We start from the raw sequence: 23,858 nt of genomic DNA, 5'->3' as shown, positions 1-23,858 counted from the left end.
TTGCCCTCCTACCTCTGCCGATTCTCTTCACATTCCCCGACGAACGGTCCCGGGATGGGTATAATCATCCGCCGTCGAATTGATCGATGTCGATGGGGTATTCGGATACCGAATTTTCGAAGTGTAGTCGGTTTTCATCTCCGGGTATATGTATTCGAATCGAAATTCCCGTTGGTATATCGCCCCGAGGATGCGGCCGGAGTTTATTGTACGGCGACTCTGATGGAGACGCGACAGCGCGATTAACTAGGTAATGCTTGTGTATGGCCGTCACCGACCCGCTGTGGGCCGAGCTCGCCGCCACTGACGACACCACTTCCCCTCGCCCGCCCATTCGACGGCAACAGCTCACGATCTAAGACCGTGTCTCATATCGCTCCTCGCCGAACTCGGCCGTCGATGACGAGCCCGCCGACGACCCCGGCGCGGGATCACGCTGCTGTGAGGTGGAGGAAGTGGGCTTCGGCGCTGCCGCGGTTGATCGCGTCGAATTGGCCCGGGGGCGAAGCGTAGTTGTCGAGCACAGAGGCTCACACGTCGTCGCTGCCGATAGGGGATCCCGAAGTACCCATGCGGGGCTATCCGCGCCGCTCCATCGGCAGCAGGACGTACGACGAGCAGTCCAGCGTCGGTGGCGGCTATGAGCCGATGCGCGCCGTCGGTCGAGAGCTCCACCGATGATCTCGGTTCCCACCGATGATTTTTCGTGCCAGGCGGTGTCTGTATCTCTGGGAGGTATGACATGACCGGAATATTGGATGCGGCCGAACTGCGGCAGGTGTGCCTGGACGCCGGAGCTGACGACGTCGGCTTCGTGGCACTGGACACGCCCGGCCTGGAGGGGGAGGTCGACTATGTGCGTGAAGCGCTTCCGAGCACCCGCTCGCTGATCGCGGTGTGTGTGCGGCTGGCGCGGGACAACTTTCGCAGCCGGGCGGCCAGCATGGTCAATACCGAGATCGACACCGCGATACCGGTGCTCGACCGGATCGGCCACAAGATCAGTATCGCGTTGCAGGACCGTGGATTTCGTGCCATGTACCCGTCGGTGACGTTTCCCGTCGAAGCGCACCGACTGCCGAGCCGCGGCTGGACGGTGTCGCACAAACCGGTGGCGGTAGCTGCGGGGTTGGGCCACATGGGAATTCATCGCTGCGTGATCCATCCGAAGTTCGGCAGCTTCATCGGGCTCGGCACCGTGCTGACCGACGCGCGGATCGCATCGTATTCCCGGCCGCTGGACTGGAATCCGTGCCTGGGCTGCAATCTGTGCGTGGCCGCGTGCCCGGTGGGCGCGATACACACCGACGGCAGTTTCGACTTCAACAGTTGCTACACCCACACCTACAACCAGTTCGTGAACAACTTCGCCGACTGGGTCGAAACCATGGCCGACAGCACCGACGCCGACGATTACGACCAGCGCATGAGCCCAGGCGAAACCACCGTGCAGTCACGCCGCCAGTATCGTTCCGGCTACTGCGTCGCGGTGTGCCCGGCCGGTGAGGACGTGATCGGGCCGTATCTGGCCGACCGCAAGGGCCACCTGCAGCTGGTGCTGCGCCCGGTACAGCGCAAACCCGAGAACGTCTACGTCAGCGCCGGATCGAACGCGGAAGCCCACGCCCGCAAGATGTACAAGCAGAAGACGGTGCGCTACGTGGATACCGGGATCATGCCGCCCGATGGCATCGACGCAGCGCCGGAGCCGAAATGAACGACGCCGAGCGGTTGTGGAATCCGCTGCACGTCCCGGTCGAGCGGGACTCGCGCGAGCGGCCGCATCCGACGGTCGCGGCCGCGCGGGCCCGAGCCGAGCAGGCGCCCGCCGGTGAGCCCGTGGACCTCGATGCCGACTGGCTGCGCGAGATATGCCTGGCCGCGGGCGTTGACGACGTCGGATTCACGGCACTGGCAACGCCCGGCCTCGAGGGCGAACGTGACTACGTCCTCGAGGCACTGCCGGGCACCTGCACCCTGATCGGATTCTGCCTGCGAACCAGTCGCGACAACCTGCAGAGCAGATCGACAAGCGCCGCCAACCGCGATGTCGCCACCACCCAGGAGTTGGCGCACGAAGCCGCCCGGCACATCTGCCTGGAACTGCAGCGCCGCGGCGTGCGGGCGCTGTATCCGGCATCCGGATTCCCGGCCGAGATCCACCGATTCCCCAACCGGAGCTGGGTGGTCTCGCACAAGCTGGTGGCGGTGGCCGCCGGGCTGGGACAGATGGGGTTGCACCGCAACGTCATTCACCCGAAATTCGGGACCTTCATCGTGCTGGGCACGATTCTGATCGACCGGCCGGTCTCCCGGTACTCGCAACCGGTCCTATCGAATCCGTGCATCGACTGCGGGTTGTGCGTGACCACCTGCCCGGTCGGCGCGATCCATGCCGACGGGGGATTCGACTTCGACGCCTGCTACACGCACAACAATCATCACGAGCTGTCCAACTTCGCGGGCTGGGTCGAGGAGGTGGTGGACAGCGCGGACGCGGCCGACTATCGGCGGCGGGTAACACCCAGCGAGACCTTGTCCGTGTGGCAGAGCCTGTCGTTCCAACCGCAGTTCCGCGCCGGATACTGTGTCGCGGTGTGCCCGGCCGGTACCGACGTGCTCGGCAACTTCCTCACCGACCCGGACGGTCACGCTCGCGACGTGGTGGCGCCCCTGATGCGGAAACCGGAATACGTCTACGTCGACACCGGCTCGGCCGCCGAGTCACATGTCCAGTCCAGGTTTCCGCACAAGACGGTTCGTCATCCCCGCCGAATGACGGTGCCGGAACCCGAGATCGATCCGGTGCCGGAGCGTCATGACCAGTGACGGCGACCTGCGGCGGGATCTGCCGATCTTCGAGATCTATGCCGGCGGGCGCGGCGCGCGGCTCGAGATTCATCCCTGGTTCTTCGTAGCCGGACGGCAGTATCTGGGCATGACCCGGGTACTGCCGCCGGGAACCGGACGCGCGCCCGCGCACGTCCACACCGGCATCGTCCAGCGTTCGTTCCTGCTCGCCGGCGCGCAGGCCCGCTATCGGAATGGCGGGCGTATCCGCACGCTGTCGCCCGGCGACGACATGATCATCGAACCCGGTGTGCCCCACACCGATCCGTACAACGACACCGACGCGCCCATCGTCGTCCGCAGCCTCTACACGCCGGGACCGGTGTGGTTACTGTCGTTCGCCAGAACCCTCGGGCAGGCGCTGCGGGACGGAAAGGTGAACTCGCAGCAGGAACTTCACCTGCCGCATCTACTGATGATGCTGGGGACACCGGGTTCGGTGACATTCGCGGCGGGAATTCCGCTCGGTGTGCAGCGGCGGATCCTGCTGCCCGCTGCCACCCGTTTCGCAAAGCATCGAGGTCATGCCCCGGCAGCGGGCTTACGCGCCCACATCTTCCGTTGACCGGCGGTTGTCGTGGCGCGGTTCTGCCGCAAGCCGGTCGGTTCACAACCATGCGTGTCCGTACACAAACCGCACGGGTCATCATTGCGGGAGTGGACGCACACGGAAGTTCTTCCTGGCGTATTCCGTGCACGGTGTGGTCGGATGGTGATCAACAAGACATCGACCCGGGGCCCGCAGGCCCAGCGAACGAGTCGCCGGACTTCTGCCACCGTCGCCGTGGGTCGGTTCAGTGTCAATTGTGGACGATTTGGCTGGTGAACCAGTCGAGGAGCTCGCCGACACCGGCGTCGTAGCTGGTGACGTGCACTCCCGACGTGTAGAACTGCGCGGCGTCACCGCCATGACGGACGAGGTCGGCCAGATCCGACAGTGTGGAACTGGTGGTGAGGTCGGTGCCCGCGGTGACATCGGCTGCTAGCCGCGTGGGCGGCACACGCAATTCCCGCGGAGTGAGCGTGAGTGAGTTCATAGAGCACGCGCCACATTCGCAAGTAGGTTCTTGAATGTGGATAACGACGGACCCAGCCGGACAGCGCTCATCACCGCGTACGCCCGCGCCTATCACCAGATCGCTGACCGACCACAGATCTTCACCGACCCCCTGGCGGCACGTCTGCTCGGCGTCACCGCAGAGGAACTGGCCGAATTGGGCACGCCCACAACCAATCACCTCGGTGACGGGGTCAGCGATCGGCCCCGCCGACTGTTCTTCGCCGCACGCGCGCGCTTCGCCGAGGACGCCGTGGCCGCGGCCATCGCCGCTGGTGTGCGGCAGGTCGTGATCCTCGGCGCCGGTCTGGACACCTTCGCCTATCGCAATCCGCGCCCGGACTTGCGTGTCTTCGAGGTCGACCACCCCGCCACCCAAGCGTGGAAACGCGAACGCCTTACTACCGCCGGAATCGACCGCCCTGAGACGTTGACCTTCGTGCCGGTCGATTTCGAAACCCAGACGCTGGCAGCGGGATTGGAATCCACCGGATTCAAACGGACGGACCCGGCCGTATTCGTGTGGCTCGGCGTCGTCTTCTATCTGACTCCGAACGCCGCCCACGCCACTCTCGAATACATCGCTGGTCAGGCCCAGCCGGTCGAGGTGGTCTTCGACTACCTGCAGCCCGCGAACAGCGACGAGGACCGTGCGCTCCAGCAGGCACGTGCCGATCGGCTGGCCAGCGTCGGCGAACCCGTGTTCAGCTACTTCACGCCCGACGACATCGCCGCACAGCTGCGCGCCCTCGGCTTCACCGACCTCGAAGACCACTCCGCCCCCGACCTCGTCACCCGCTACCTCGACGGATCGGCAAGATTCGGAGGCGAACCGCCCCACGCACTGCGCGCGATCCGCATACTACGCGCGAGCCGCTGAGGATTGCCCGCCACGTCGACTTGCACCACAATCTGTCGCGACGGCTAGCATCTCCGGCATCAGCCTCTGAACTGCACAAACTCAGAGAAATGCGGGAACGCACGTGGGCGGAGCCCCGGAGAACGTTCCGTATGCGTAGGCGGTCTTGATCATCTGGGCGTCCCGCAATGCCGCCAACACCCCCTTGCGGCCCGAGTTGGCGATTCGCTCGACGCGTTCGTCGAGGCAGTCGAACAGTTGCTGCAACTAGTTGTAGGAGAACGGGCGTCGCCCAGGGCGGCCTTCGTAGTCGGTGAGGTGTGCGACTGTGTTCCACTCGTGGCAGACCCGAGAGGGGATCTGTCCGAACTGACCACCGGCGACGCCTGTGCACGGTGATCGGGCTGGTGCTAGGGCGGCGAGGTCGATGTCGAGGTAGTCGATGTTTCCCGCGGCGGCCAGTTCGACGTCCACCAGGGCGAAATCGCGTCCGGCGGCCTCTGCCAGGAAGTGCAGGCACCGTTCGGTCGCGGCGGTGTGGTTGCGCCACAGGGACTTACCGACGAAGGTTTCGTGCTTGGCGACGATCATCGCCGTGACGATCACCCACGCCCGCGCCGGTGTCGCGGCTTCGATGGCCTCGGGCAGCGCTTCGCGGGTGCCTCCGACGCCGAGGATGTGCAGCACCTTCTGCAGATCGGCGGTATCCAGTTTGTGGGCAATGGAGTTGGCCACAAACGCGGCGGCAAGGGTGTGCGGTGTGCGGCGGGTGAGGAAGTTGATCAGCACACCGTCGCGGCGTTGTTTCGATGCCTCGCCTCGGATGTTGAGCTCGATCACCCGGGCGCGGTGCTGGCGGGCTTGCTCAGGGGGCCTGCCGGGATACGAGCGAAAGGGGCAATGCCCGTAACGCTGCCGGTCAGCGCCGCGGAAGGTCTGGCTCGGTGCCGCGGGCTGCTGATTAGGGCTGTCAGGCGTCGTTGTCGGCGAAGGGCGGTATACGGGGCCAGCCGGGATACGGGCCAAACCTGCCGCGGCGTGTTGCAATGTCTGGCCAGTGAGCTGAATGTCGGTGACCGCGTTATGCGGTGGGCGCTTCAGTGAGGTGAGGCTCCAGGGCGCGGTAGAGGGTGGAGCGGCCGATCTTCAGGTGTTTGGCGATGGCGGTGACCGACTCGCCGCGTTTGCGGCGGTCGATGGCGACGGCGAGGGTGTCGGGGTCCACTGCTGGGGGGCGTCCGCCTTTGCGGCCTTGGGCTGCGGCGGCGGCCAGGCCGTCGAGGGTGCGCTCGCGGATCAGTTCGCGTTCCATCTCGGCGGCCATGGCCGCGACCATGAACAGCATCTTCTCGGCCATGGTCTGACCGTTGGGTTTGTGCAGGCCGGCGCAGATGCCGGTGAGGATGTGCAGGTTGACCTCGCGGGCGTGCAGCTGGTCCTCGAGCAGGACGAGGAGTTCCTTCATCGAGCGCGCGACCCGGTCCGGCTTATAGATCACGAGTGTGTCGCCGGGCTTGAGCTTGGTGAGTGTCGTGCGCAGCTTCGGCCGGTCGCCGCGCGTGCTGGCGGTCTCCACGATGATCTCGCGGCAGTCGGCCTCGGCCAGTGCGTCGAGTTGGAGTTGGTGATCTTGTGATCGTCCGGACACCCTGGCGTAGCCGATCCGGACGGTGTTGGTGCGCGCCATCCCCGAATCGTCTCGCAAACTATCCCGGAACTCGATGTCCGACACCCGGTTGCGGGATGCATTCCGGGACGGCTCGTCGTGGGCTTTCGCGACTGCCCGTCGGTCGTCCCGGATTCGTTCGCGAGACACCCATGGCAGCAGGATGTTTCCGCAGGCTGGGTCTGTAACGCATGCCGTGTACGCGCCAAGGTATACCTGTCGAGGGTTTCCCTCCGGACACACGTGTTAACCGCCGGTATCTTGTTTCCAGCTGCAGGGCTTCGTAGAGGGCTGCTTGGTCTTCGGGTGCGCACCGCCCCGATGTCACCCAATGAGTCGATGAGCTTCTCCAGCTCCTTGGCAGTCAACTGCCTGATGGCCGGGATCGCATCCCAGCTCGGCTTGGGCTATGGCTCGTTCGGCCTGAGCCTGGTTCATGGGTTCGATCAGTGCCTGCACATCGACTCCGGCTTCGATCGCAGTCTGATAGCGGCAACTTCGTCTCCGCAGCGGCAAGTCGTTGCCGAACGACCTGGCGCTGAAAGTCACCGTCGGTGTCGGCCTGGGCCGCGAGGAGTGTGGCGATTGTCTCGGCGCGGTGGTGCCGGTCGAAAATAGTTGCGATCCAATTGTTTACCGGCACGATGAGGCGCGACTCGGCAAGGTTCACCGTCTTGGGATCACTCTCGAGTGCAGGACTGCTGGGCGCGAGAGTGCTTGCCCTGCACCGATACCAGACGGAGTTGTCCTTCGTTCCGCCTTCCATCTTCCGGTCGCAATCATCGCACCGGATTCGGCTGCGGAACCGATACAGATGACGGCCAGCCACTCTTGTTCGCTGGAGTTTGGCGCGCTGCTGCAGGCCCCCACCTCCGCGCGCCCGGCGCGCACGCTGCACCTGTAGGCGTCGACGCGTCGGCATGCTCGGGAACAAATGGTGCTCGATCTGATAGTTGAGCCCACCGAGGGCGAGGTCGGTCAACACACCACCCCGCACGTTGCGGGAGGTCAGCACCTGTCGACGTAGGTAGTCGGGGCGGTCGTCGCCGGTCAAGGTTGGCATGCCCTTGTGGTTCGGTGCGAAGATGCAGCCCATGTACAGGCCGAAGAGGCCCTGGTGGACAGCAAGGAACGCGAAGGCTTTGTCGGCGGGCAGAGCCGCGAACAGTGCGGCCGAGTAGGTGGTGAAGTGGCCGAACAGTAGTGCGCCCTCCAATCCGCGGTGTTTGACCGATCGATTTCTGAGCGCACGTACGCCGGCCACATGGAGGTTCAGGCCCTCCAACAACAGGAGGGGGAAGAACAGGAACGCCTGCGCCCTCCCGATGAGACGAGGCAGACCGCGGCTGGACCGTGCCTGCCGTTGTGACCAGACCAGAATGTCGGGCGCGACATCGGGGTCGAGTTCCTCGTGGTGCTCTCGTTGCGCTCTAGCGCGGCACGCATCTCGACATCAACGCCCCGTATGTCCGTGCCCCAGAGTGTGATCCGATCAGTCGTTCGGCTGGTCCGGTGTGGTCGTTCGGGAGTCGGCTACCGGCTCCGTGACGAGCTCGAAATCGCAGTTGTGGCGCTCCTCGCCCTGCGCTACTGCGCCTTCGACTAGCTCGGCAGCGCGTTTTTCACGCAGAATCATCGGATCCGAACTCACGTCTCGGTACAACGACACGCACAAGAATCCCATCACGATCACGAACGGCAGCGACACCACCGTGGTCAGCGCCTGCAATCCGGTCAGTGCGCCACCGAGGTTGCCGGGATCGGCGATGACCAGCATGATGGCGGCCACCGCGCCGGTCGCGGCGCCCCAGAAGATCACCGTCGTCTTGGACGGCTCGATGCTGCCCTTCTCGGACAACGTACCCATCACGATCGATGCGGCGTCGGCACCGGAAACAAAGAAGATGCCGACGAGGATCATCACCAGGACGGCGGTCACCGAGGCGATCGGATAGTGATCGAGCAGACGAAACAGCGCGAAGTTCTCGTTGACGGCTCCGTTCGGCTCGGTGAGGTCACGGGTCTGGCCCTGCTGGAAGATCGCGGAACCACCGAAGACCACGAACCACACCAGGCTGACAATGCTCGGCACCACGAGGACACCGGCGACGAACTGACGGATCGTGCGTCCGCGGCTGATCCGGGCGATGAACATGCCGACGAACGGTGTCCACGAGATCCACCACGCCCAGTAGAAGACAGTCCAGCTCGACAGCCATGCCTTCATCTCATCGCCACCGCTCACCGCTGTCCGCGAGGCCATCTTGGGCAGCATGGCGATGTAGTCACCCACCGAGGTGGGCAGCAGGTTGAGCATGAACAGGGTTGGGCCGGCGATGAAGACGAAGATCGCGATAACCAGGGCCAGCACCATGTTGGTATTCGACAGCCACTGGATGCCGCGGTCGATTCCGGAGACGGCCGACACGATGAACGCGACCGTCAGCGCGGTGATGATCGAGACAAGACCGACCTTGCCGATCGAATCGACCCACCCGTTGAACTCCATACCCGCACTGATCTGCAATGCGCCCAAGCCGAGCGAGGCAGCCGACCCGAAGAGCGTCGCGAAAATCGCCATCATGTCGATCACGCGACCACCGATGCCATTGGCGTGCCGCCCGAGAATCGGCTGGAACATCGACGAGATCAGCTGCGATCGTCCCCTGCGGAACGTGCCGTACGCGATGGCCAGACCAACCACGGCATAGATCGCCCACGGGTGCAGCGTCCAGTGGAACAACGTCGTTGCCATCGCGAGTTCGGCAGCCTCAGAACTTCCCGGCTCGGCAGTCCCCGGCGGAGGGCTCATATAGTGCGATAACGGTTCCGCGACGCCCCAGAACATCAGACCGATGCCCATACCCGCGCTGAACATCATCGCGATCCACGACGTGGTACGGAACTCCGGCTTCTCGTCGTCGGCGCCGAGCGGGATCTTGCCGTATCGGCTTGCTGCCAGCCAGATCACGTACACGACAAAGGCCGAAGCGATCAGCACGAACAGCCAACCGGTGTTGGTGATCACCCACGACTGCGCATCAGCAGACGCGGAACCGAGGCCGGCGTGGTCGACGATGCCCCATGCCACGAAAGCCAAGGAGCCGATCGCTGTGACGCCGAAGACCAGCCGATCGAGACCACGCTCCGTGGGCGGCCATCCCGCAGCATCCTGGGTGCTCTCGTCTGGGTCATCAGAATTTCGGTCGGTGTCTTTCGACAATAGAAATCCGAGTCCTTTCAGGATCGCGGAACTGGAAGACCCCTTTTCATCCGGCCACCGTATAGCGCCTTGGCAAGCAGCGCAGCGCAATACGTGTGTCGGCAAGGATCGGGAAAGTGCCGTACGATAGCCGCCCTCGCACCCGGCTCGCGAGAGCTATGCTCGGCGACAGCGTCGATTTACCCGAACCGGTGGGCCGTTGGACCAGCACGACCCGAGTCATTTGGCATGCGGAATGGCATGCAACGCAACGTTGCCTGAGCTGCACCTATGCAGCGCGTACGGCACGGCATCGGCCGCCGGATACCGGGTGTTCGAAATTCCTGCGCGTACCGCGAATCCGATCATGTGGCCCAGAAGAGACCGAGTGATCCGGCGGCCAGGGCGAGATATGGCAGCGGGTAGGCGAGGTCGGAGTACCGCCGAGCGCGGCGACCACGTCTTCGACCGTCTGATCGGCGGTCTGCTGTGGCGCGCATGGGAGTCGTCGAGGGGTATGCCGCCATCGGTGTGCCGCAGAGCTGGCTCAATCCGCTTGCGGCACTTCTACTCGCCGGTGCGGCCGGTCTGCTCATCGTGCGGCGCCGGAACGCGACCGGGTCGAACACCGGCGGCCCGCAGCGTGGCCGGGCCGAACGGCGCGGACCCGCACCACCGCCACCGGGGAATCGCCGCAGCAGGGTTGCACCTGCGCAACCCTGCGCCACGACATCGCCTCACCCAACAACTCTCGCTCAGACAGAGCTCGACATCCGACGCAGGTATCGGCGAATGTGGTGGCCGAGGCGGCGCTGTCGGCGAACGTCCTCACTGTCGAGTGCGCGGCGATCGAGTCCGCGAGTTCCTTATTGCCAGACAACCTTTGCTAAGCGGGCAACTCCGCCCAGGATCGGCCGCGAGTTGCCGGAACACCGCCGGTGCGAGCGGTTCGATTCCCGGTTGTCGGGCAACCGCGACCCACACCATCCCTGACCAGGTGCACTGACCTGGCTCACACCACCACGATCGCAGCCGCTGTCGGTGTTGCTCGCAATCACTTGTGTCCATCCACCTTTGGGCACAGCCGTACCGCCTCTTGTCGACGAAGGAGATCACTGATGTCCGCCATCACTGCTATCGAGACCATCACCCGCGAGCAGTACTTGCAACGGCAATACACCGGCGCTGCCGGGCCGACCCCCGTGATCGAGGACTCCGCGGTGCTCGAGCGCCGGCGTGCGGAGTTCCCGGACTGGCGCGGCAAGTACTGGGCCTTCACCACCGATGACCGCGACGTGCTGCGGCTGCGCCCGATCAACGTCGTCGCGCAGCCTGCTACCTACCCGCTGATCGGTTGCCCGACAGCGGTTTCCAGCTACAACCCATCACGACCACACCCGAGGACGGTACCGGCGACGGCCACACCGCAGCCGAGGCCGCCGCTGCGGCAGCGGCACAGGCGGTGGCCGACCGTGAGGGGGGCCTGCCGGGATACGAGCGAAAGGGGCAATGAGCTCCCGAATCTGCTGGGCGGGGCGGATATGCTCCGAGGTTGTCAGTCAGCGGGGTGGTGAGCTCGGTGTGACAAAACCCGACCAGTGTCGGACTGCGCGGGCTGGATAGGCTGCGCTGCGTTACGTCGGTTTCTTGCTCGGGGTCTGGGTTGTGACGGCGATCGATCGCACCGCGTATCCGCGGTTCAAGAGAGTGGTTCCCGCGCGGGAGCTGGTTGAGGCGTTCACGCCGACGGTCGCCGAGGTCGCGTGGGCGCGGGAGAAGACGCAGAGCGATCAGCATCTGCTGGCCTTGGTGGTGTGGCTGAAGTCGTATCAGCGGCTGGGGTATTTCCCGAAGCTGGACGAGGTTCCCGCAGTGGTGGTCGAGCACGTGCGTGGTTTGCTGGGTCTGTCCGATGAGGTGAGGGCCGAGCATGACGCGGACCGGACCGCGAAGTGGCATCGTGGGCTGGTCCGGGCGTTGGTGGGTGTGAAGTACGACGCGGGCAAGGCCCGTGTGATCGCGGAGGAGGCGATCGGCAGGGCGGTCACGACGAAGGACAACCCGGCTGATTTGATCAACGTGGCCTTGGAGGAGTTGGTGCGGGCGCGGTGCGAGTTGCCCGGGTTCTCCACGCTGGACCGGTTGGTCGCGGCGATCCGGGCGGAGACGAACACCGCGCTGTACGCGATGGTCGCGGCCCGGATCGACCTGGCTGCCAACGCCCGGCTGACGCGGCTGTTGTGGCGGGACCCGACATCGGGGCGCAGTGAGTTCGACCGGTTGAAGACACCGGCGAAGGCGGCAACGCTGGGCAAGTTCAAGCTGCGTCTGGCCCACCTGCAGGCGCTCGACGAGCTCGGCGTGACCGAGCAGTGGCTCGACGGCATCCCTGCGACGAAGATCGCGCATTTCGCTGGTGAGGCCCGGGTGACCGACGTGGGCGACATGCGGGACATCGGTGATGCGAAGCGGCTGACGTTGCTGGCGAGCCTGATCCATGAGTGCCGCACCTGCGCTCGGGACGAGGTCGCGATGATGTTCTGCAAGCGGATGGCCGTGATCCATAAGAAGGGCAAAGAGCGGCTGGAGCAGCTGCGTGAGCAGCACCGCGCCGAGACCGAGCGGCTGATCGATGTGTTCGGCGACGTGTTGGCCGGCGCTCGGGAGGCCTCCGCCCCGGCCGGAGACGGCGCGGGACCGGCTGCGGCGGTGGCCGAGCGGGCCGGTCGGTTGCTGTTGAAGACGCTGGCGGCCGCGGGTGGGGTGGAGCAGTTGTCGGCGGCGCATGAGGTGGTGTCGGCGCACCACGGCAACGCCGGTTCGGCGACTGGGTGCTGGATCTGTCCCCACCGGACGCGGTGCCGGTCACCACGCTGGACCTGGTGCCGGGGGCGCTGTTCCCTGGCGACATTACCGCGGCCGCCCCCGCGCCGCGCCAGACGCGGCAGCGTGTCACTTCGAAGAAGGGTTCTTGATGGCCACCACCCGCTGGGGTCTGTTACATCGTCCCGATCATGGTCGAGATCCACTGCGGCGTCACCATCGGAAGCTCGTTTGCTTCCTCAGACGCGGCATCTCCAGGTCGGCGAATCCCACCGCGCCGAGAACTTGATCTTCGAGCTATGGGAAATCACCAGCGAGGGGTCGTCCTCGCGATCGCCACCCTTCAACGATGGCTGATACCTTGCAGATTCGCACAGTTCGGCCCGCCTGGTCCAGATAGATGTATGAAGGAGACCTCTCCGCATGAACACGGCTGCACAGTGGTTCACCGGTCCGAACAGGCGTCGAAGTTGGATCGCGGTGCTGGTCGTGGCCGTCGTGGTGGGTGTCGCTGCGGTCGTATGGGCGGACCGATCACCACGGCAGTCCCAGCAGGCAACGCCGGTGGTGGGCGGCAAGTTTCGTATCGAGCCCACTCTAGGCTCCGCACCCACTCCTCGCTGGACGGTGCGCGCCGCCGATCTGTCCACTGACCCCGGCGCTGTTCTACTGTCCGCTCCGCACAGTCTGAACGTCTACTACGGAAACGGCACGCCGATGGATGCCGGGACCACGATCGTGGCGGCCACCGCGGTGCCGGACAGCGCGGGTGGCGGGGTCGGGCAGCCGGTCAGCGCGGTGCGACTGCACGGTATCGACCCCGATACCGGAAAGCCGCACTGGACAATCGATGTCGGCGCGATCGCCAGCTGCGCCGAACAGGTGTTTCAGGGCCTGCTGAGCTGTTGGGACACCCATCGGGTCCTGATCATCGACAGCGCGACGGGCACGGTGCTCACCGACCACATCACCGATTTCGAGGTGGAGAAGGTCGATGCTCGCGACGGTGTCGTCACGGTGGCGGGGCGAACCGCGGATTGGCAGACCGCTGTCTTCACGCGAGGAACCGTCTCAGATATCGCCGCGAGCTGGCGTAAGACGTTTCCGACAGTGGTTCCCGGAGAGCCGGTCATACCCGTCATCAGCGCACCGGACTACTTCCGGTACGGGCGCTACGGCAACATTCGTGTCTACGATTTGCGCACTGGCGAGCCGCTTTTCACCGGACCGGTCGGCTATGTCTTCGACGGCGGCATGATCGCCTCGCAGGTGATCGATCGCAGCGGCACCGCGGGAAAGGTCGCGTTGCTCGGCCGCGACGGACACCGCATCACCGAGGTCGCCAATGCCAGCTTCATGCTCGAGTGGTACCCGGTCGCCACCACGTCGCCACTGCCGATCCTGACCGGCGAGAGTGCCTACGAGCGCACGACAGGCCGAGTCCTGTGGACCAATCCCGAGATCGGCATCGACGACACAGCCGGGCGCAAGGACGCGATCGAGGGTGTGGTGCGAGATACCGTGATCATCCGATCACTCGATGGCACAACGCTTTCCGGGCTCGATCTCACCGACGGGCATCGAATCTGGCAGCGGCCCTCGCCGTTCGAACACGCCACGAAATTCACAAGCTATGACGGCATCACCGACGCAACCCATCTCATCCTGACCGACGGTGTCACCGTGCAGGCGATCGATGGCGTCGACGGAACTCCGGTGTGGTCGATGCTGTTGCCGCCCAGTGGTGATCCCAGAGTCCACTCGCAGGTGCGGGCGATGGGCGGTCGCATGGTCACCGTGACCGCGCATGAATTCACCGGATACGCTGCGGCATAATGTGACTCGAACGTTCGGCGGCAGCCTTCATCGGCAAATTCAGTCGGCGACCGCAAGCGCCGGGTAGCCGGTTCTGTCGGTCCAAACATTTGCGGGCGACGTTGATCGCCGTCTCGATTCGTCGTCGTTCTCTTCGGTCGACGTCTAGCTAGGCGGGGTGGTCGTCCCGATATCGGTCTTTGACGAGACACCGTGCAGCGCGCTACGCGGTATGCAGAACCTTCGCCTGAACCACCGCGCGAATGAAAGTAGTTGCCGAACTCGGCCATACAGTTCGACGATCTGCGCTCGGCCAGGTGACCTTCGTCGACTCCATCAGCATCCGCTGGTATGTCCTGAGCTCCGGTATCCGTGACAGTGGTGGATGACCTGGCTCTCGTCCAACAACTGGCCGACGCCGCCGACACCATGTCGATGCGGTACTTCACGGCCGGGAACATCTCACCGCAAACCAAGCCCGACGGCAGCCCCGTCACCGTCGCCGATCGCGCGGTCGAGCAAGCCATACGCCGTCTATTCTCCTGACCACTCGGCCCCGTGACTCTATGTCGCCGAATGGGTTCCATCGCAGCGTCTGGGCGCGGCGACTGCCCTGGTTGCCAAGTGCAGCGACGGCGGCCCGTTGTCGAACTGGCCTGAAGCATGTCAGGGTGCCATGCTGGTTGCCGCCGGGCAGGTCGATGTCTTCGTGCACCTGACGGGAGGTTCCTGGGACTTTGCCGCTGCGGTCCCGATCGTTGAGGAAGCCGGTGGAATGTTCAGTGACCTACACGGCGGACGCGACATCTCCTCAGGTACAGCTGTATTCACCAACGGCCGCGTACACAAACATGTACTCGATTTCCTTGCGCACGAGAGGGCTTGAGCCACTTCGACCTCGACCTCGATCGGCCGCACATCGGCATTATGAGATGACTGCGACCGTCTGCATCCTGGATATGGGAAGCGCGCCCGGATCTAGGTTGCGGTCAGGCCACGGACCTACGCCGGGTTTCGTCGACGCCACCTGACAGCGCGAAATCACCGCCACTTATCACTGCGAGTCACAGCACAAGCACATTCCGACAGTGCAGGCCCAGCCGATCGACCCCGACAACAGCACCGGCGGGGAGCACTTCGTCAACGAGTCGGAGCAAAGGTCACGCTCGTCGGTCCTGAGCGACGACTGAGCACGAGCGCCGAGGGCGGTTCAGCCTTCAGCTTGGACTGAACCGCTTCGGCGTGGGCGGTGGACAAGGCAATCGGTAGTCAGCCAGCCGCGGGGTGGCTGGGCGTCTTCGGGTCGCGCCCTGACCTGGCTGACGTTGGTGAATCCGGTTACGCGGCGCAGTGAGTTCGATCAGCCGAAGACGTCGGTGAGGGGCTACGGCGCCGGCAACAAGCTACGGGCAGTCTGCGCCAGGAACGACTTCGTAGAATCCTCCCAGGTCGCCGTTCGGCGCAGTCCCGAGTTCTCCAACATCGATGTGCCCGTTTGCCAAACGCTTCTCCCACTTGTCGGGGTCGAGGCTGTAGCAATTGATCTGGACCCGATATCCGCCCTTCGGCAGACGGCCGCGCATAGTTTCAGCAACTTTGCTATATATGTGCAGCAGGTCGACCGGATTTGCGGTCGAAGTCGCCACATGAATCTCGTTGCCGATGACTGCGACGTTGTAGGCCGGGAGTTCGGGGAACGACGTGGATGCGGATGTGGCCGAGGTCGGCGCTGAGCTTGTGGCCGACGAGGGCGCCGCGGCTGTGCTGTCGGTGCCGGAACATGCGGTGAAGACCGGGGTTATGGCAACGGCGACGATAGCGGCATACACGGCAGGGCCAAGGTGAACCATGGCCCGATCATGCCACCCTGCATTCGGGGTCAGCGGTGCCAGGAAACCCGTCCGGGACAAGCCGGGGTAACCCGTCCAGATCGATGGACATAGCCAAGCCGCAACGGGAGAACCCCGACCCGGATACCGGGGTGGGAGCATGACCGCCACCCCGGGCGACGCGACCGCCGAGGCTGTTCTGGGCCAGCCCGGAATGCCCGCAGTGGTCGGCGGCGCGCGGCACCGCAGGTAGCGGCGCACTATGCGCGATAACTTCCAGGCCGAACTGGGCCAAAGCACCTCTCGCGGTGGGTGACTCGCGAAACTATGTGCGGTAACCCATGACCCGCCTGTCGCTGACAGGCCACCGCCGCGCCCTAGCGCCGGATTCGGCGGATTTACTACGCGCCCCACAACGCGATCGCCAGCCCCAAACGGTCCGCCGGGCCCCGGCCACGTCCCGGATCCACGAACGCCAGATCAGCCGGGGGCAGCGTGAAACCGGAACAGCTCCTCGCGGCTGATCTCCGGGAACCCCCGCAGACGCTCCATCTCCTCGTCCGCGAACACCCTCGTCGCCACGAACCTCAACCTCCAGCACACCGACCAACCTCATCGGCAGCCAGCCGAGCACCAACCACCCGACCCCGCACCCTGAACGCGAAAACCGTGCTCTACCAGGCAGATACGCCATAACGGCCCGATTTTCGACCGATCCGACGGCGACCCCATAAGGGGCTCATCGCAGAAAAGGGTGTAGTTGGAGCCTGCCGGTTTTCGAGGTCGTCTGCACGGATTTTCACGCTCGGCTGCACTCCTATCCGGGCGCGACGAGACGTGCGCCGGGGAACGAGCTATGCACCGTCATTGCCATCGCGTAGGGAATGGATCATGCTCTGCAGGATCCGGAACGCGCCTGCCTGCTCGGTCTCGGTCATGCCGGCCAGCATTCTGACCTCGACGGACCGGACCGCTACGGTCGCTTTCTCGAGGCTCCGTCGGCCGCGAGGCGTGAGCCGCGCGGGAAGAACCTTCCCGACGGGCGCCTCCGCAGGCCTGGTCACGTAGCCGTCTCGTTCCAGGGCCTGGAGCAGCACGTTCATCGTCTGCCGTGTCACAAACGCGCCCCGCGCGAGCTCGGAGTTCGACAAGCCCGGTCGTTGAGCCAGCAGCTCGAGACAGGAGTAGTGCGTCACGCTCATCCCGAGCGGCCGCAGCACCTCCTCCATGGCTGCGCGGAGAGCGCTCGAGGCCTCTTTCAGCAGGTAGCCCAGTGACGTCTCCAGGTCGACGCCGACACCGTCTTGACTCATGTCAGAATTCTGACATAGATTGACCCATGTCAGAAAGCTGACACGAAAGGAAGGAGCATCATCATGCCCGCCACCGGCCCCGACTTCATCTCGCTCCAAGCGCGCGACCTCGACGCTTCGGAGGCGTTCTACGAGCAGTACCTCGGCCTCGTCCGCTCGCAGGCCGGACCTCCGCACGCCGTCGTCTTCGAGACGAAGCCGATCGCGTTCGCACTCCGCGACGTCGTTCCCGGCACCGATCTCGCATCCGTTACCCAGCCCGGTATCGGTGCCGCGATCTGGCTCCACGCCACAGACGTCCAGGCCATTCACGATGCTCTCGTCGCCGACGGTCACACCATCGTCTCCGCACCGATCGACGGCCCCTTCGGTCGGACATTCACCTTCGCCGACCCCGACGGCTACCAGGTCACTCTCCACGACCGCGCCTGATAGGCCAAACGCCACCGGATGATCACCGTTCCCCGAAGACCGCGGTTGCGCCGAGGCTCCGACCGAGGCCATCAACGGCCGACTCGAACACCTCCGCGGCACCGCCCTCGGCTTCCGCAACCATTGTCAGAAGCCTGACACGAGGGACCGACATGGGCTCGCCGCCTCGACCGCACACCCCGACGGCGCGGGCACTTCCAGCCTGGTCGATGTGTCGGTGATCCTGGAGCGCACCCGCCACCTCGAGGACACCGTCGGCGCGACGCTGGTGGTGCCGGTCATCCGTGGAATCGACCGCGTCGCCCGCGCTTTGGCGTCCGAGCGGGCAGGCGGCGCGGCCGGCGCCGCGATCGCGGCCGAGGCCAAAAGGCTGGACAACGAACCGAGCATCGAACTGCGGACCACCACGCACGAGCCCGCCGCACGCTAACGGGAAAATGGGGGTTTACCCGGAGGCGGTAGTGGACCGTCCTTGATACCTTTGCTGCACAGAACGTTTCGATGTGCTGTGCGGACCCTGCGATGGGGTTCCGTTCGAGTAGGAAGCCGATACTTGCTGACAAGAATGAATCCGGGCCGCGCGCGGGTGACGGTGGCGCGAGCCGTCGTGATCACGACAATGGCGCTGGCTCCCGCAGCCGCAGTGGTGCCCGCGCTCGCCGCTCCCTGTACGACGGTCCTGACCGTCGGCTGCCAGTCCGACGGCTACGACGCCTTCGGTTACGACAGCTTCGGCCGGGACCGCTTCGGCCGCGACCGATCCGGTTACGACAGTTTCGGCCGGGACCGCTTCGGCCGCGACCGATCCGGTTACGACAGTTTCGGCCGCGACAGCTTCGGTCGGGACCGCTTCGGTCGGGACCGCTTCGGTTACGACAGCTTCGGTTACAACCGACAGGGTTGCGCTCGAAACGGCGAGGACAAGCCCGAGGCCGACCATGCCGCATGCGAGAGTGCGCGTCAGGCGCCTCCGCCGACCGGCAGCGCTTCTTGAGTTGAGCGGATCGGGCGCGGTTCAGCGTGCGCGAGCTCATCGACGCCAGTAACCCCCTGGACGCGGCGTGTCGGATCATGATCCTCGAAGACCAGCTCGCCGAAGCCGAACGCATCAACACCGACTTGCAGCGCGCCCTCGACGACCGGCCGCCCGGAAACCCCTCTGCGAGCTGAGTGACCCCGACCGCCGGGCTGTAGAGGCGGTATCGCCTACGACACAGCCAGACTCAACGGGTATGTGAACCGAATCGGTGGCCCGTCAACAGCCACTAGCCCAGCCCCCGGAATCCCGAAGCTGACCCGATCCGCAAAGTAGCTTCGCGCTCAGGCAGTCCTGGAGCGGCTTCCGTCGCCGCTGGGTTCGCAAGAGGTGTGTCAGCGGAGCCGCCCGAGCCAGTTGGCACGGCGCCTGCTTGGTTCAGTGCGGTGGCGATGATCGACCCAAAGTGCTTGTATCTCGCGTCTTCTGGCAGTTGGACCGCGAGTCGTTCCGCCATGAGCATGTAGGATCGCGGCTTTACGTCATCGATCGTATCCGGCGGCAGACTGATCGTCACCCAGCGTTGCGCCAAACCACATCCCTCCCGCTGTGCCGCGCGCCTCAGGTTACCTCTCGGAATCGACGAACGCAGATTACTGACCGCTGTGACCAATCCGCCAGAAGAGTGCCCTGTCATCGGCATTATGGTTCGTTTGCGTAGCCAGCCGTTCTATGAATCGGACACTCCTGGAATGACTTTCGGTTATCAGTGTCAAGCGGGCAGGGACGTCGCGGGCCCGGAGCGGAGCCGGGCGCCGACACTGGCGGGGTTGAGGTGCCTGTAGAGGGTGCCGCGTTTGACTCCGAGGATGTCGGCGATCTGGGCGACGGTGTGTTGGCCCTCGTCGTAGAGGCGCTGGGCGAGTTTGGCTTTTTCAGCGGTCAGTTTCGGCCGGCGCCCGCCGGCGTCCGTGGGCGCGTGCGGCGGCGAGTCCGTCGGTGGTGTTGGCCAGGATCAGCTCGCGTTGGTACTCGGCGAGCACGGCCAGCATCCCGAACATCGCGCGCCCTTCGGCGGTGGTGGTGTAATCTTGGACCAGGATTCGGCAGCATCGAGATACTCGGTCGGGCATTCGCGGAAACGACTGTCTCAGCTCTCGCAATGTGGGAGCCGAATCGGGATCGGCCGTCGCGTGATCTGGGGCTGCTCCGCTGGATCGTCGAAGTCTTAACCCACCTGTCGAACGTAACTGACGAGGTGAAGGAGACAGTTCGCCCTGTCGTCGAAGATGTCCGCAAGGCACTGCAACCCACGCCGTATCGAGCCGCGTTCTACGAAGATCGCAACGCCTTCATCGAGCTCGTCGCCAGAGTCGACAAGATCGTCGCTGATCCGGCGCCCGCCATCGCATCCCGCAGGTCAGCGCTGGGTGATCCGGCCCAAGTCACTGTCCGCGAACTATCGGAGGTCTCTGCAGAGGTGCTGATCGACTACCTTGACCGCCACGACTGCGACGGCAGGTTGGTCGAGAAGGCTTTGCTGGCAACAGTTTCGACCAATTACGGATCGAAACCCAACTTCGGCGACGTGCTCGCTCGGCACTCCGAGCCAGGCAGAGCGGTCAGGGAGCTCACGCACAACCTGCGTCGCCAACTCGGTGGTAATCCCGCCGCCCGAGAGCAATGAGCACGTGAGATTCTGGCCTTGCCGAACTGCGGGCCGGAGGTAATCCGCGCTCTGCCGGCTTGGACTGCCCTCAAACTGAGCGGCGGCTACAGCCGAGCGTATCCGGAGATAATCGACGTGATCATCGATGCCCTTGGCGACGAAGCCGTCGCTTGGCAACGTTTGGCTGACAGCCCTGTTAGCTACACCGGACCGACCGCGTGGCTGCGTCTTGGCGAGGTGCTCGACGCCGCACAATCCGACGGCCATTGGCCCACGGCACCATCTCGGTGAACAGCAATCCTCTGGCGACGGTGGTGCCAACAAGGTATCCAGAAATTCGAGATGCGACTGGATTGTCGAGCGTAGCCTTAACGGGTCTCCGGTCGCAAAAATAGAATTGAATCTGTTGGCGGCCAGTGGCTTTCGGCCTCGGCTTGACTTCCCTGGATTGGATGTAGTATTTGCCCATTCAACCACTCGGCAAGTTCTGGTTCGGGTCCAACGGCGGCGGCTCTAGCGCGTGGTCTGTGGGCCGAACTTGCTTCGCGGCAGTAACCACAGCTCACTCCATTGGAGTGCTCCGTGCTGCTGCTGGCGAGCAGCGAGCCGAGCCGGTCGAGCTCGAGCCACAGGCAGCATCTCGAGCGCGCTGTTCAAGAAGCACTTGGGCGCTGAATTGCCACCAGAGTTCGGTGTGACCTGAACCCGCGCCGCTTGATTGCGCGGCGCGAAGAGTGTCGTAGATCGTTCGGTTCTTGAACACCAGCCCGGCCGAACCGATGTCAATGTTCGAACTCCGACAACGAAGAACCACACCCGATCCGAATCGAGATGCCGGGCAGGATCGCCCGCCACCTGACCGGCTACAGCGGCGATCTCGGTGACACCGAGCGCCTCGCCCTGCAACAAGGCCGGAAAGTGCGACGTGGCCAAGGCTACAGCCTGCACGTCACCGCACTGCCACATGTACACCGAACACTACTGGCTGCCACCGAAACGGTCGGAGAGAGCGCTTCGGCCGCTGATCGCAAGGCATTTCGGATCTACAGGGACCGACTGAACGACGCGACTATCTGATCAATCCGCAGCGTATCCGGCGAATTCCTGGGCGGTTGTTGTGACCATGCGACCGCCCATCGCGTGCACCGCGGAGTGCAATCGAGAATCACCGCTGGGCGGCAATGGCATTGACCACACCGACGAACCGCCTGCGCCATCGATCGCCTGCACGGTGACGCCGTCGGTCAAGATGAGATGGCTTGCGTCGGTGATGCCTTCGTACCTCGTGAACTGTGAGGTGTTCGCGAATGGCGACGGCCGCTGCCAGATTCGATGTCCGTTGGTGAGATCGAGACCGGAAAGCGTTGAGCCATCGAGCGATCGGACGATCACCCTATCGCGCGCGGTTGGCGCAGCGTGTCGAGGCCGCCAACACCGTCGACTGTGTTGGGATGAGTGCATCTGACTTACGGATTGGTCTCGGACGAGCGCCGACGGGCGAGAGCGAGGCTTGTCAGCGTCGTGATCGCCATGGCGCCGATGCCGACCAGTGCCGCGGTGGTGTAGGCGTTGTCGTCGGGGAAGAGGTGGCCGGGGCCGGTGCCCGCGGCGAGGATCAGGCCGCCGATGGCGCTGCCCAGGGAGTACCCGACGCTGCGGACGACGTAGTTGAAGCTCATGGCGCTCGACGTCTCGCTCTTGGGGGTGACGGCCAGGATGACGCCGGGCATCGCGGCCGAGAAGCCGCCGACGCCGAAGCCGAGCACGCCCATCGCCGCGAACAGTTCGGCCAGATCCGACCGGGCCGCCGCGAACAGGGCGAACCCGCCGCCGACCACGACGGCGCTGCCGGCCAGGAGCAGGGGGTCGGCGATCCGCGTCCGGACCCGCGGCGTGAGCTTGCCGGCGACGAACCCCAGCACCGAGAACGGGATGAGGACCAGCCCGGCGACGAAGGTCGTCAGCCCGAAGCCGTAGCCGGCGCCGTGCGGCGTCTGCGCGTACCGGGTGATGAGCGTGAGCAGGAGGTACATGCCGATTCCGCCGACGAACATGGCGAGGTTCGCCCCGGCGACCGCCGGGTGCCGCACCGCCCGCACATCGACCAGGGGCGTCGTGCTGCGTAGCTCGATGACGGCCCAGACGCAGAGCAGCACCACCGCGACGACGGCGAGGCCCGCCGCCACGGCGAGGTGCCGGCTCCACAGATTCCGTTCGCCGGCGAGGAACAGCACCAGGAGCAGCGCAGCGGCCAGGACGACCGCGCCTGCCAGGTCCACGTGGGCGGAGCGGCCTTCGGGGGCTTCGGGCATGGAGCGCCACGCGGTCAGGAGGGCGGCGGCGGTGACGACCAGGCCGAGGCTGTAGGCGGCCCGTACCCCGCCGAGTTCGGCGAGCAGTGCGGCCAGCGGGTAGCCGACGCCGGCCCCGATGATCGAGACCACCGAGATCAGGGCGATCACGGCCGCGCTGCGCTCCTCGGGGAGGTGGTCCCGGGCCACGCCCATCATCAGCGCCGTCAGCCCGAGCCCGACGCCCTGGGCCGCCCTGCCGGCCAGCAGCCACGCGAACGGCAGCGGCAGCACGGTGAGCGCGCTGCCGGCGACGACGACCGCCAGCGTGGCGAGGATCGTGGCCCGCCGATGCGGGCCGGCTCCGAGCCGGCCCAGGACCGGCGTGGCGACGGCGCCGCTGAGCAGCGCGACGGTCAGCGTCCACTGCGCGCTGCCGAGCGAGACGTGGAACGAGGTCGCCACGCTGGTGATGAGCGGCGCCCCGAGGCTGCCGACCGCCGCCACGACCAGAGCGATGAACATCAGGGCGGGGACCAGCAGCCGCGCCTCGGAACGCGCCACCGGGAACGCCTTCACCGCGACACCGCCGACCGGCTGCCCGGTCACTGCTTCGGCCAATCGCGGTCCTGGCTTTCGAGCTCTGCCAGATGCTTCAGCGCCGGAAGGGCCGCCACCAGCGCCTCGACCTCGTCGCCGGTGAGCTCGCCGATCAACCGCTCGAACGCGTGGACGCCCGCCTGGCGCCGCGTCCGGACATAGGAGGCGCCGGCCTCGGTCAGGCACACCAGCGTGACCCGCTTGTCGGACGCGTCGCCCCGCCGCTCGACCAGGCCGGACTCCTCCATCACCCGGACCAGGGCGGTCATCGCGGGCTGGGTGACGCCCTCGACCGCGGCCAGATCGGTGATGCGCCGCGGGCCGGTCCGGTCCAGGGTGGCCAGGGTGGCGGCGGACGTCAGGCTCATGTCCCGGGGCAGGCGTCTCGCGGCCGTGGTGGCCAGGCCGTAGAGGGCTGCCCCGATGGCGGCGGACGCGCCAGGAGCGGTGTCTTGACGACTCATGCTCAAAGCATA

The 23,858-nt window shown here is 65.3% G+C and carries 28 protein-coding genes and 1 pseudogene; 15 read left to right on the top strand and 14 right to left on the bottom strand.

The window, feature by feature from the left end; genetic code table 11:
• The first annotated feature begins 742 nt into the window (after positions 1 to 742).
• The 3 genes from OHA42_RS24170 to OHA42_RS24160 are packed head-to-tail and all read left to right on the top strand — an operon-like array spanning position 743 to position 3,415.
• Positions 743 to 1,717, top strand: a complete 975-nt coding sequence (locus tag OHA42_RS24170) for a 4Fe-4S binding protein (RefSeq protein WP_406230139.1) — start codon at positions 743 to 745, stop codon at positions 1,715 to 1,717.
• Complete coding sequence (locus OHA42_RS24165) at positions 1,714 to 2,829, top strand: 4Fe-4S binding protein (protein WP_406230138.1); 1,116 nt, start codon at positions 1,714 to 1,716, stop codon at positions 2,827 to 2,829. The genes OHA42_RS24170 and OHA42_RS24165 overlap by 4 nt, the downstream gene beginning before the upstream one ends.
• Positions 2,819 to 3,415, top strand: a complete 597-nt coding sequence (locus OHA42_RS24160; RefSeq protein WP_406230137.1) for a cupin domain-containing protein — start codon at positions 2,819 to 2,821, stop codon at positions 3,413 to 3,415. Before OHA42_RS24165 ends, OHA42_RS24160 begins: the two co-directional genes overlap by 11 nt.
• 235 nt (positions 3,416 to 3,650) lie before the next feature.
• On the opposite strand, the gene OHA42_RS24155 is transcribed toward OHA42_RS24160, so the two are convergent.
• Entirely contained in the window at positions 3,651 to 3,887 is a 237-nt protein-coding gene (locus OHA42_RS24155; RefSeq protein WP_406230136.1) for a hypothetical protein, read from the bottom strand.
• 36 nt (positions 3,888 to 3,923) lie between these two features.
• Between OHA42_RS24155 and OHA42_RS24150 the strand changes: the two genes are divergently transcribed.
• Positions 3,924 to 4,787 (top strand): class I SAM-dependent methyltransferase, encoded by an 864-nt coding sequence (locus tag OHA42_RS24150; RefSeq protein WP_406230135.1) that lies wholly within the window; start codon positions 3,924 to 3,926, stop codon positions 4,785 to 4,787.
• An 81-nt stretch (positions 4,788 to 4,868) separates the two neighbouring features.
• Here OHA42_RS24150 and OHA42_RS24145 read toward each other — a convergent pair whose 3' ends face one another.
• The 5 genes from OHA42_RS24145 to OHA42_RS24125 all read right to left on the bottom strand — a co-directional run bounded on the left by OHA42_RS24145 (position 4,869) and on the right by OHA42_RS24125 (position 9,655).
• Positions 4,869 to 5,033, bottom strand: a complete 165-nt coding sequence (locus OHA42_RS24145; protein WP_406230134.1) for a hypothetical protein — start codon at positions 5,031 to 5,033, stop codon at positions 4,869 to 4,871.
• Positions 5,034 to 5,606: a hypothetical protein gene (locus OHA42_RS24140; protein ID WP_406230133.1), complete on the bottom strand. Its 573-nt coding sequence runs from the start codon at positions 5,604 to 5,606 to the stop codon at positions 5,034 to 5,036. It lies immediately after the preceding gene.
• A gap of 241 nt (positions 5,607 to 5,847) precedes the next feature.
• Positions 5,848 to 6,453: a recombinase family protein gene (locus OHA42_RS24135; RefSeq protein WP_406230132.1), complete on the bottom strand. Its 606-nt coding sequence runs from the start codon at positions 6,451 to 6,453 to the stop codon at positions 5,848 to 5,850.
• Between the two features lie 343 nt (positions 6,454 to 6,796).
• Positions 6,797 to 7,810, bottom strand: coding sequence for a fatty acid desaturase (locus OHA42_RS24130; protein ID WP_406239574.1), 1,014 nt, complete (start codon positions 7,808 to 7,810; stop codon positions 6,797 to 6,799).
• A 114-nt stretch (positions 7,811 to 7,924) separates the two neighbouring features.
• Positions 7,925 to 9,655 (bottom strand): BCCT family transporter, encoded by a 1,731-nt coding sequence (locus OHA42_RS24125; protein WP_406230131.1) that lies wholly within the window; start codon positions 9,653 to 9,655, stop codon positions 7,925 to 7,927.
• A gap of 1,097 nt (positions 9,656 to 10,752) precedes the next feature.
• On the opposite strand from OHA42_RS24125, the gene OHA42_RS24120 reads away from it, so the two are divergent.
• From OHA42_RS24120 to OHA42_RS24100, 5 genes are all read left to right on the top strand, one after another.
• Positions 10,753 to 11,208, top strand: coding sequence for a hypothetical protein (locus OHA42_RS24120; protein WP_406230130.1), 456 nt, complete (start codon positions 10,753 to 10,755; stop codon positions 11,206 to 11,208).
• A gap of 91 nt (positions 11,209 to 11,299) precedes the next feature.
• Positions 11,300 to 12,814, top strand: coding sequence for a DUF4158 domain-containing protein (locus tag OHA42_RS24115; protein WP_406230129.1), 1,515 nt, complete (start codon positions 11,300 to 11,302; stop codon positions 12,812 to 12,814).
• Between the two features lie 66 nt (positions 12,815 to 12,880).
• Positions 12,881 to 14,293, top strand: a complete 1,413-nt coding sequence (locus OHA42_RS24110; RefSeq protein ID WP_406230128.1) for a PQQ-binding-like beta-propeller repeat protein — start codon at positions 12,881 to 12,883, stop codon at positions 14,291 to 14,293.
• A gap of 351 nt (positions 14,294 to 14,644) precedes the next feature.
• Positions 14,645 to 14,818, top strand: coding sequence for a hypothetical protein (locus OHA42_RS24105; protein ID WP_406230127.1), 174 nt, complete (start codon positions 14,645 to 14,647; stop codon positions 14,816 to 14,818).
• Between the two features lie 130 nt (positions 14,819 to 14,948).
• Positions 14,949 to 15,158 carry an inositol monophosphatase family protein gene (locus tag OHA42_RS24100; RefSeq protein WP_406230126.1) on the top strand — a complete coding sequence of 70 codons (210 nt, stop codon included), beginning with the start codon at positions 14,949 to 14,951 and terminating at the stop codon, positions 15,156 to 15,158.
• Between the two features lie 517 nt (positions 15,159 to 15,675).
• On the opposite strand, the gene OHA42_RS24095 is transcribed toward OHA42_RS24100, so the two are convergent.
• From OHA42_RS24095 to OHA42_RS24085, 3 genes and pseudogenes are all read right to left on the bottom strand, one after another.
• On the bottom strand, positions 15,676 to 16,122 hold the full coding sequence (locus OHA42_RS24095; protein ID WP_406230125.1) for a hypothetical protein: 447 nt from the start codon (positions 16,120 to 16,122) through the stop codon (positions 15,676 to 15,678).
• Between the two features lie 392 nt (positions 16,123 to 16,514).
• Positions 16,515 to 16,683: pseudogene (locus OHA42_RS24090) on the bottom strand (DUF4158 domain-containing protein); the annotation flags it as partial.
• Positions 16,684 to 16,955: 272 nt separating this feature from the next.
• Positions 16,956 to 17,414 (bottom strand): MarR family winged helix-turn-helix transcriptional regulator, encoded by a 459-nt coding sequence (locus tag OHA42_RS24085; RefSeq protein WP_406230124.1) that lies wholly within the window; start codon positions 17,412 to 17,414, stop codon positions 16,956 to 16,958.
• A gap of 63 nt (positions 17,415 to 17,477) precedes the next feature.
• On the opposite strand from OHA42_RS24085, the gene OHA42_RS24080 reads away from it, so the two are divergent.
• The 4 genes from OHA42_RS24080 to OHA42_RS24065 all read left to right on the top strand — a co-directional run bounded on the left by OHA42_RS24080 (position 17,478) and on the right by OHA42_RS24065 (position 19,016).
• Positions 17,478 to 17,846, top strand: a complete 369-nt coding sequence (locus OHA42_RS24080; protein ID WP_406230123.1) for a VOC family protein — start codon at positions 17,478 to 17,480, stop codon at positions 17,844 to 17,846.
• Between the two features lie 211 nt (positions 17,847 to 18,057).
• On the top strand, positions 18,058 to 18,276 hold the full coding sequence (locus tag OHA42_RS24075) for a hypothetical protein (RefSeq protein ID WP_406230122.1): 219 nt from the start codon (positions 18,058 to 18,060) through the stop codon (positions 18,274 to 18,276).
• 123 nt (positions 18,277 to 18,399) lie between these two features.
• Positions 18,400 to 18,840: a hypothetical protein gene (locus OHA42_RS24070; protein WP_406230121.1), complete on the top strand. Its 441-nt coding sequence runs from the start codon at positions 18,400 to 18,402 to the stop codon at positions 18,838 to 18,840.
• Positions 18,841 to 18,866: 26 nt separating this feature from the next.
• The gene (locus tag OHA42_RS24065) at positions 18,867 to 19,016 is read left to right on the top strand and encodes a hypothetical protein (RefSeq protein WP_406239908.1); all 150 of its coding nucleotides are present in this window, start codon (positions 18,867 to 18,869) and stop codon (positions 19,014 to 19,016) included.
• 578 nt (positions 19,017 to 19,594) lie between these two features.
• Here OHA42_RS24065 and OHA42_RS24060 read toward each other — a convergent pair.
• Positions 19,595 to 19,768 carry a helix-turn-helix domain-containing protein gene (locus OHA42_RS24060; protein WP_406239572.1) on the bottom strand — a complete coding sequence of 58 codons (174 nt, stop codon included), beginning with the start codon at positions 19,766 to 19,768 and terminating at the stop codon, positions 19,595 to 19,597.
• On the bottom strand, positions 19,758 to 19,955 hold the full coding sequence (locus OHA42_RS24055) for a recombinase family protein (protein ID WP_406230120.1): 198 nt from the start codon (positions 19,953 to 19,955) through the stop codon (positions 19,758 to 19,760). The genes OHA42_RS24060 and OHA42_RS24055 overlap by 11 nt, the downstream gene beginning before the upstream one ends.
• A 125-nt stretch (positions 19,956 to 20,080) precedes the next feature.
• Between OHA42_RS24055 and OHA42_RS24050 the strand changes: the two genes are divergently transcribed.
• Positions 20,081 to 20,509 carry a hypothetical protein gene (locus tag OHA42_RS24050; RefSeq protein WP_406230119.1) on the top strand — a complete coding sequence of 143 codons (429 nt, stop codon included), beginning with the start codon at positions 20,081 to 20,083 and terminating at the stop codon, positions 20,507 to 20,509.
• 813 nt (positions 20,510 to 21,322) lie between these two features.
• A complete protein-coding gene (locus OHA42_RS24045) occupies positions 21,323 to 21,568 on the top strand; it encodes a hypothetical protein (protein ID WP_406230118.1) in 246 nt (81 codons plus the stop codon).
• Here OHA42_RS24045 and OHA42_RS24040 read toward each other — a convergent pair whose 3' ends face one another.
• The 3 genes from OHA42_RS24040 to OHA42_RS24030 form a co-directional block, all read right to left on the bottom strand.
• Entirely contained in the window at positions 21,569 to 21,883 is a 315-nt protein-coding gene (locus tag OHA42_RS24040) for a hypothetical protein (RefSeq protein WP_406230117.1), read from the bottom strand.
• A 74-nt stretch (positions 21,884 to 21,957) separates the two neighbouring features.
• Positions 21,958 to 23,403 (bottom strand): MFS transporter, encoded by a 1,446-nt coding sequence (locus tag OHA42_RS24035; RefSeq protein WP_406230116.1) that lies wholly within the window; start codon positions 23,401 to 23,403, stop codon positions 21,958 to 21,960.
• A complete protein-coding gene (locus OHA42_RS24030) occupies positions 23,388 to 23,846 on the bottom strand; it encodes a MarR family winged helix-turn-helix transcriptional regulator (protein WP_406230115.1) in 459 nt (152 codons plus the stop codon). The genes OHA42_RS24035 and OHA42_RS24030 overlap by 16 nt, the downstream gene beginning before the upstream one ends.
• Positions 23,847 to 23,858: the final 12 nt, after the last annotated feature.

It is taken from the genome of Nocardia sp. NBC_01009, assembly GCF_045208035.1.
GTDB lineage: Bacteria > Actinomycetota > Actinomycetes > Mycobacteriales > Mycobacteriaceae > Nocardia.
This window is presented reverse-complemented; position numbering and strand designations above follow the sequence as displayed.